The 7,732-nt window shown below is 75.2% G+C and carries 6 protein-coding genes; 5 read left to right on the top strand and 1 reads right to left on the bottom strand.

The window, feature by feature from the left end; genetic code table 11:
• Nucleotides 1-213: 213 nt before the first annotated feature.
• On the bottom strand, nt 214-612 hold the full coding sequence (locus ACFWAR_RS26785; RefSeq protein ID WP_385782061.1) for a hypothetical protein: 399 nt from the start codon (nt 610-612) through the stop codon (nt 214-216).
• Between the two features lie 207 nt (nt 613-819).
• On the opposite strand from ACFWAR_RS26785, the gene ACFWAR_RS26780 reads away from it, so the two are divergent.
• The 5 genes from ACFWAR_RS26780 to ACFWAR_RS26760 all read left to right on the top strand — a co-directional run bounded on the left by ACFWAR_RS26780 (nt 820) and on the right by ACFWAR_RS26760 (nt 7,678).
• Nucleotides 820-1,647: a hypothetical protein gene (locus tag ACFWAR_RS26780; protein ID WP_385782058.1), complete on the top strand. Its 828-nt coding sequence runs from the start codon at nt 820-822 to the stop codon at nt 1,645-1,647.
• Between the two features lie 71 nt (nt 1,648-1,718).
• A complete protein-coding gene (locus ACFWAR_RS26775; protein ID WP_385782055.1) occupies nt 1,719-3,731 on the top strand; it encodes an FUSC family protein in 2,013 nt (670 codons plus the stop codon).
• A 54-nt stretch (nt 3,732-3,785) separates the two neighbouring features.
• Nucleotides 3,786-4,487 (top strand): hypothetical protein, encoded by a 702-nt coding sequence (locus tag ACFWAR_RS26770; RefSeq protein WP_385782053.1) that lies wholly within the window; start codon nt 3,786-3,788, stop codon nt 4,485-4,487.
• The gene (locus ACFWAR_RS26765; protein WP_385782051.1) at nt 4,484-5,767 is read left to right on the top strand and encodes an ATP-binding protein; all 1,284 of its coding nucleotides are present in this window, start codon (nt 4,484-4,486) and stop codon (nt 5,765-5,767) included. The genes ACFWAR_RS26770 and ACFWAR_RS26765 overlap by 4 nt, the downstream gene beginning before the upstream one ends.
• Before the next feature lie 240 nt (nt 5,768-6,007).
• On the top strand, nt 6,008-7,678 hold the full coding sequence (locus ACFWAR_RS26760) for a VWA domain-containing protein (protein WP_385782049.1): 1,671 nt from the start codon (nt 6,008-6,010) through the stop codon (nt 7,676-7,678).
• The last annotated feature ends 54 nt before the right edge of the window (nt 7,679-7,732 follow it).

Raw genomic sequence — 7,732 nt, 5'->3', positions numbered from 1 at the left:
ACACCCGGGCGCGCCGCCCCCCCCGCCCCGCCCCATCCGCCCCCCCCACCCGCGGCCCCCCGCAACCGTCTTGGGCCGGGTGGGGTCCCACCCCGGGGCCGGGTACGCGGCGCCTCTGTCAGTCTGCGACAGGGGCGCCGCTTCCCACCTCGGGCGAAAGTCCACGGTTCGTCGGCCGGAAGACCCATCCGGGTCGGGCCGCCCGGGGATCGTTCAGGGCTCGCGCGTGTAGTAGCGGTAGAACGCGCCCACCGCCACGCCCGCGGCCGCCGCGAGGGCGATGCCGCTCGACAGCAGCACGCTCTGACCGCTGAGGCTGTACAGGTAGCCCAGCGCGATGCCCGTGAAGATGCCGTACGCCGCCGCGCGGGCCTCCCGCGGCAGCCGCGGGCCGACGCGCGCGAGCACGAACAGGCAGGCGGCGAAGAGCACGCCGCACAGGATCCCGTAGAAGACGTTGCCCGCGTCGACCGGTCCCGTCTGCCGTTTCATGAAGGCCGCGTAGACCCCGTAGATCAGTCCGAGGGCCAGCGGGCGGGCCAGGGCCGCCCTGCCGGATTGTTTGAGGTCCGCCGCGTACCGCGCGCGGGCGGTGGGTGCCGCATGTGCCATGACCGGGCTCCCTCTCTGGTCGGAGCGTGTCCCGCTTCCTCACCCTCAAGGGCACACCCGCCGTCCGCACCGGGCAAGTGGATCAAGCACGGCGACGGGCGGAGCCCGACCGGCTCCCGTGGCGCACGGGTGACCTTGCCCCGGCGGAGCCACCCGTACGCAGCAACCACGCTCGCCCCCCGCACCCGCCTGGCATTGGCTGGTGGGGTGCGCAGCTTCCTCTCGGCCGTCCTCGTCGTGCTCGTGGCACTCCTGGTGCCCCTGAGCGCCGTCGCGTACTGGGCCGACCGCGAACTGGGCGACGCCGACCGCTACACCGCCGCGATGTCCCCGCTGGCCGGGAACCACGACGTGCAGCGGGTGGTCGTCACCCAGGCCTCCCGCGCGCTCGCCGGTCAGATCGACGCGGGCCCCTTCCAGGGCGGGGTCGAGAGCCTCCTCGGCGAAGCCCTGCGCTCCTTCACCGGCACCCCCGCCTACCGGACCGCCTGGGACGCGGCCAACCGCGCCGCCCACGCCGCGTTCCTCCAGGCGCTGACCACCGGCGAGGGCGACGCGCTGACCATCGACCTCGCGCCCATCGTCGAGCAGGTGAAGGGGGAACTCGTCGGCGACGGCGTGCCCCTGGCCGACCGGATCCCGGTCTCCCACCTGACGGTCAAGGTCATGGAGTACGACAACCTCGGCGCCCTCCGGAGGAGTTTCCACATGCTCCAGATCGCGGGCATCTGGCTCCCGGTCCTCACCCTGGTCCTCGCCGTCGCCGCCGTGGCCGTCGCCGCCCGCCGCCGCCGCGCCCTGATCGCCGTCGGCGCGGGTCTGGCGATCGGGGCCGGGCTGCTGTGGCTGGCCGTGCGGATCTGCCGCGGACTCACCCTGGACGACCTGCCGCCCGACGTCGACCGGCCCGCGGCCGCCGCGGTCTACGACGCGCTCACGGCCTTTCTGCGCACGACCACCTGGGCCGTCCTCGCCCTCGGACTCGCCGTCGCCCTGGCCGCCTGGCTGACCGGTCGACTGCGCCGGACCCCATAAGCTCGGAACGTACACAACGTCCCAGGAAAGCCCCAGAAGAACCGATTCGCGAGGGGCGGTACGGAAGCGGCATGAGCAGCGAACAGATACCGTCCGGACGGACCCGGTCCCATCCGCTCGCCCCGCCCGACTGGCTGCTCAAGGGACTGCGCCCGAGCACCGCTCCGGTGCCCTGGGCCGCCGCGGCGCGCGCCGGAGTCGCGCTCGCCGTGCCGCTCGCGGTCGGCTTCTCCCTCGGCGAGCCGGAGTACGGCGCCCTCGTCTCGATGGGCGCCCTGTCCGGCGTGATCGGGGACACGGCCGACGCCTACCGGATGCGGGTGCTCAACATCGCCGTCCCGCAGCTCTTCGGCGGGATCGGCGTGGCCCTTGGGACCCTGGTCTTCGGCCACGGCTGGCTCGCCGTCGGGGTGCTCACGCTCATCGCGCTGGTCTCCGGGATGATCTCCTCGATCGGTACGGTCGCCTCCGTCTCCGGTCTGTTGTTGCTGCTCAACGCGGTGGTCGGGGCCGGGCTGCCGATGCCCGAACCCTGGTGGACGGCGCCGCTGCTGCTCAGCGCGGGCGGGCTGTTCGTCCTCGCGCTCACCCTGCTCGGCTGGCCGCTGCGCGGGCGCCGCCCGGAGCGCGCCGCCGTCGCGGCCACCTACCGCTCGCTGGCCGAACTCCTGGAGGACGCGGGTGGTCCCGGCTACGAGGAACGCCGCCAGAAGGTCACCCAGGCCCTCAACCAGTCCTACGACCTGGTGTTGGGGCGGCGGGCCCGGGTGCACGGCCGCAGCAGCTCGCTGGTGCGGATGCTGGCCCAGCTCAATGTGATCATCCCGCTGGTCGAGGCCGCCCCCGCGGCGCACCTGCGCGGCCGGCCGCTGCCCCCGGAGGTCCCCGCGGCGGTGCGGCAGTTGGCCGCCGCCGTCGAGGAGGGCCGCACGGGGGCCTTCGTACTGGAACTGCCCGCCCCGCACGGCCAGTCCGAGCGGGCCATCGACGCGGCCCTGCGGCACGCCGCCGCGATCGTGCACGTGGCCGAGCCGGACATGCACAACGTGGACGACCGGCTCGGGCGGCCCGCGGCGCTGGGCGTGCGGGCCCGGCGCGCGGTGCGCGACATGGCGCTCTCCGGGGCGTCCTGGCGGTACGGGCTGCGGCTCGCGCTGTGCATCGGGCTGGCCCAGGCGCTCGTGTCGGTGGTGGAGATCGAGCGCTCGTACTGGGTGGCCCTGACCGTCACCTTCGTCCTCAAGCCCGACTTCGGCTCGGTCTTCTCCCGGGCCGTGCTGCGCGCGCTGGGCACGGCGGGCGGGCTGGTCGTGGCCGCCGCCGTGCTCTCCGAGGTGCCGCGCGGCTGGTGGGACGTCCCGGTGATGGTGGCCCTCGGCGCGCTGATCCCGGTCTTCTCGGCCAAGGGGTACGCCTTCCAGACCGCCGCGATCACCCCGGTGATCCTGCTGCTGTCGGACCTGCTCAACCACCAGGGCTTCGACCTGATCCGGCCCCGGCTGCTGGACAGCCTGATCGGCTGCGCCATCACCCTCGTCGCGGGCTACCTGCTGTGGCCGGAGAGCTGGGGAACCCGGATCGGGGACCGGCTCGCCGCCACGGTGGACGACGCCGCGCGCTACGTCGAGCGGGCCTTCGGGCCGTACGAGGACACCGAGGCGGGTCTGCGGGCGGCCCGGACCGCCCGGTTGCAGGCGCGCCGCCGGATCTACCGCGACCTGTCGGGGGTGCGCAGCGAGTTCCAGCGGGCGCTGACCGAGCCGCCGCCCGTCGGGGCCCGGGCCGCCGCCTGGTGGCCGCTGGTCGTCGCCGTGGAACGGATCGTGGACGCCACCACCGCCGCCCGGGTCCGGGTCAACCACGGCGCCGAGCACCCCGCGGCCGAGGAGGTCGCCGCCGTCACCGCCGGGCTGCGCGCCCTGGCCGGGGCCGTCCGCGCTCCCGGCGCCCCGCCCCGGGAGCGCGCGGTCGCGTCCGACGCCGTCGCGGAGGACTCCGTCCTCTCCCCCGTGCAGCAGGAACTGGCGGCGGCCCGCGCCATCGCCGACCCGGCGGCGCAGCTCCCGCCCCAGGGGCGGCCGTAACCCGGATGGGTCCGCGCCCGGGCCCCGTCGGGCGGGGCGGGGGAGCATCGGAGCATGCGCGCACGCGTCCTGCCGGTCCTCGTCGCCCTGCTGGCGGCCACGGCGGGCTGCGCCGACACCGAGGGCCTGCGCAGCGGGGGCGACCTGGGCGTCGTCCACGCGCCGCAGACCCTGTGGAAGGACCACCGCCCCGCCCCGCCCGGTGCCGGGCAGGCCCCCGGGCGGGCCGCGGTCGTGCCCGGGCTGGCCCCGGTCCCGGGCGGTGACATGCGGGGCGTGGACGTGCTGGACGTCGTACGGGCCGACATCACCTCCGACACCCGGCAGGACGGCGGCGCCGGGCGCCTGGTCGACCCGCGGGCCGCGCAGCGGCTCGCGCTCTGCACCGACGATCCGGGCGGCGGGCCGGACTGCCCGCTGCGGCCGGGCGTCCTGCACGACCTGACGGGCAACGGCAAGGACGAGCTGATCATCGCCCTGGACATCGACGACCGGGTCAGCGAACTGCGCGTCTACACCGTCCGGGACGACGGCAGGATCGCCCGGATCCTGGCCCGCCGCGGGGTCCTGGAAGGGGTGGAGGTCGCCGCCGAGCACCTGGCGGTGCGCGAGCCCACCTCGAATCCGAAGTACATCTCGGTCTCCGACTACGTGTGGGACCCGGAGGCCGGGCTGATGAACCTGTCCCAGCTGACCCTCGACGACTGCCCGACCTCCGCGAACCCGGCCGTCCCCTGCCCGGCGAGCGGCCCGTGACCGGCCTCCTGTGGCGGCCCCTGCGCCGGCTGACGGGCAGCCTGCGCTGGAAGATCGCGCTGACCACCACCGCCGTGTGCTGTGCGGTGGCCGCCGTCCTCGGGGTCCTGGTGCACAACGTCGTGGCCCGGCAGATCAGCGGCGAGGTCCGCAAGGACGTGGACCGCGACCTGGAGAACGCCCTCGCCGCCTACCAGTACGGCACGACGATCGGCGCGGCCAACTCCGCACTGGACCCGCCCGCCCTCCCCGCCGCGCTGCGCGCCCTGGTCGCGCGCGGCGAGACCGGCAGCATGGTCGGCAGCCTCGACGGCAAGCCCGTCATGTGGGCCGCCGGGCCCGCCGACCACAGCGCGCTCGCGGTCTGGCAGCCGTACGGGGACACCCGCGACCGGCTGCGGGACATCGACACCGCGATCCTCGCCTCCAGCGCGCTCGCCGCCGGGCTCGTGGCACTGGCCGGCCTGTTCCTCGCCAACCGGATCAGCAAGCGGCTCGCCACCACGGCCGCCGTCGCCCGTCGGATCAGCGCCGGGGACCTGGACGCCCGGGTGGGCCTGGCGAAGGGACCGGGCCGGGACGAGGGCGGGGAACAGGACGAAGTCCGGGACGTGGCCGTCGCGCTGGACTCGATGGCCGCCTCGCTCCAGGAGCGGTTGGAGGCGGAGAAGCGGTTCACCGCCGACGTCGCGCACGAGTTGCGCACACCGCTGACCGGTTCGCTCGCGGCGGCCGCCCTGCTGCCCGAGGGACGCCCCAAGGAAATGATCAACGACCGGCTCCAGGCGCTGCATCTGCTGACCGAGGACCTGCTGGAGATCTCCCGACTGGACTCGGGCGTCGAACGGGCCGAGCTGGCCCACGTCGAACTCGGCCGGGCCGTCGAGCGGATCGTCGCCGGGAGCCGGTCGGCGGCCTCGGTCGTCGTGGTGCGCGACGCGGTCGTGCTCACCGATCGGCGGCGGCTGGACCGGATCATGGCCAACTTGTTGGCCAACGCCGAGAAGCACGGCCGGCCTCCGGTGCAGATCACCGTGGAGGGTCCGGTGGTGGCCGTGCGCGACCACGGGCCGGGGTATCCGGCCGACCTGATCGAGCACGGCCCGCAGCGTTTTCGCACCGGCGACCCGGGGCGCGGGCGCGGTCACGGCCTGGGCCTGACCATCGTGCTGGGGCAGGCCGCCGTGCTGGAGATCGCGCTGGACTTCGCCAACGCGGCGGACGGGGGCGCGGTGACGACGCTGCGGCTGCCCATCGGGAAGCTGACGCCGGGGAGTTGACCCGCGGGCCGGTGGCCGGTGGGCCGACCCTGTGACCGCGTGGTGAACAGAGGGTGAACCAGGTTCCCGCCAAGGGGAGTTCGCCCTGGTCGCAGGCGTGCGGAGGCGGCGAACGACGCGAAGGGTGCCCCTGCCGAGGTTCCAGCCAAGGGGCCGATAACCTTACGTGTCCACTCTGGGCAGGGATCTTCCCCACAGCACGGACAAATGACGCACGCACTCATGTGAAAGGCCTCGCCCATGGGTATTCGGAGCTTGTTCCGCAAGGTGTTCGGTCGTTCCCCGGAGCCGGTCCCGGAGGCCTCGGCGGACACCACCGCCGTCGCCCCGCAGGCCGCCGTGCCCTCCCAGGGGGCCGAACGCACCCCCTTGGACGCGGCGGCGGAACTGGTGGCGGCGTCCTTCGACAGCCCTACGGTCCCCCCGCAGTCCACCCCGCGCGACGGCGGCGGCGCGGTGATGACCGCCCCGTCCCCGACCCCCACCGCCACCCCGGACCCCACGGTCCCCGAAGCCCGCCGGCCCTCCCCCGCTGCCGCTGCCGCTGCCGCGGTGGAACCGGAGCCGGAGCCGGCCGTCGCGGCCGAGCCCGAGCCCGCAGTCGAGCCCGAGCCGGTCGCGGCCAAGGCCGAGGCGGAGCCCGTAGCCGAGCCCGAGCCCCGGCCCGCAGCCGAGCCCGAGCCCGTCGTCGAAGCCGAGCCGGTCGCGGCCGAGGCCGTGGTCGAGGCGGAGCCCGTGCTCGAAGCCGAGCCCGTCCTGGCCGAGGTCGAGGCCGAGCCGGTCACGGCCGAGGCCGCACCGGAGCCGGAGCCCGTGGTCGAGGCCGCACCGGAGCCGGAGCCCGTGGTCGAGGCCGCACCGGAGCCGGAGCCCGTGGTCGAGGCCGAGCCCGAGCCCGTCGTCGAGCCCGTCGTCGAAGCCGAGCCCATCGCGGCCGAGGCCAAGGCCGAACCGGCAGTCGTGGCCGAGCCCGTGGTCGAGGCCGAGCCCGAGCCCGTGGTCGAAGCCGAGCCCGTCCTGGCCGAGGTCGAAGCCGAGCCGGTCGCGGCCGAGGCCGCACCGGAGCCGGAGCCCGTCGTCGAGGCCGAGCCCGAGCCCGTCGTCGAGCCCGAGCCCATCGCGGCCGAGGCCGAACCGGCAGTCGTGGCCGAGCCCGTGGTCGAGCCCGTCGTCGAAGCCGAGCCCGTCGCAGCCGCGGCCGAGCCGGAGCCCGAGCCCGAGGTCGTCGTGCCCGCGCCCGAGGTCGTCGCGGCCGGGGGCGGGGTGCTGGTCGGGGCCGCTGCCGTGCGGCGTCGGGCTCCCGCGCTCGGGGGCGCGTACAAGGCGGCCGCCCAGGTGCTCCGCACCAAGGGGCAGACCGACGCCCGCGCCACCGTCTACCTGGTGCTGGACCGCTCCGGTTCGATGCGCCCGTTCTACAAGGACGGCAGCGCCCAGCACCTGGCCGACCACGTCCTCGCGCTCGCCGCACACCTCGACCCGAACGCCACCGTGCGCACGGTCTTCTTCTCCACCGACATCGACGGCGCCGCCGACCTCACCCTCGACGAGCACGACGGCTGGGTCGAGGCCCAGCACGCCGCGCTCGGGCGGATGGGGCGGACCAGCTACCACCGGGCCGTCGAGGAGGTCGTCGAGCACTACCAGAAGAACGGCGGCGAGGGCCGCGCCCTGGTCGTCTTCCAGACGGACGGCGCCCCCGACAACCGCGTCCCGGCCCGCCAGGCGCTCGCCGAGGCCGCCGCGCACGACATCCACTGGCAGTTCGTGGCCTTCGGTGACCACGACGCCAAGGCCTTCGACTTCCTGCGCAAGCTGGACGCCGAGAACGCCGGCTTCTTCCACGCCGGGCCCGCTCCGCAGGAGCTGACCTCGGCCGCCCTGCTCAAGGGCCTCCTGAACCACCTCTGAGCACGCAGGCCCGTACGCAGGTACGCGAACGCCCCCGCCGGATCGGATCCGGCG

The organism is Streptomyces sp. NPDC059917 (assembly GCF_042730635.1).
Lineage (GTDB): Bacteria > Actinomycetota > Actinomycetes > Streptomycetales > Streptomycetaceae > Streptomyces.
This window is presented reverse-complemented; position numbering and strand designations above follow the sequence as displayed.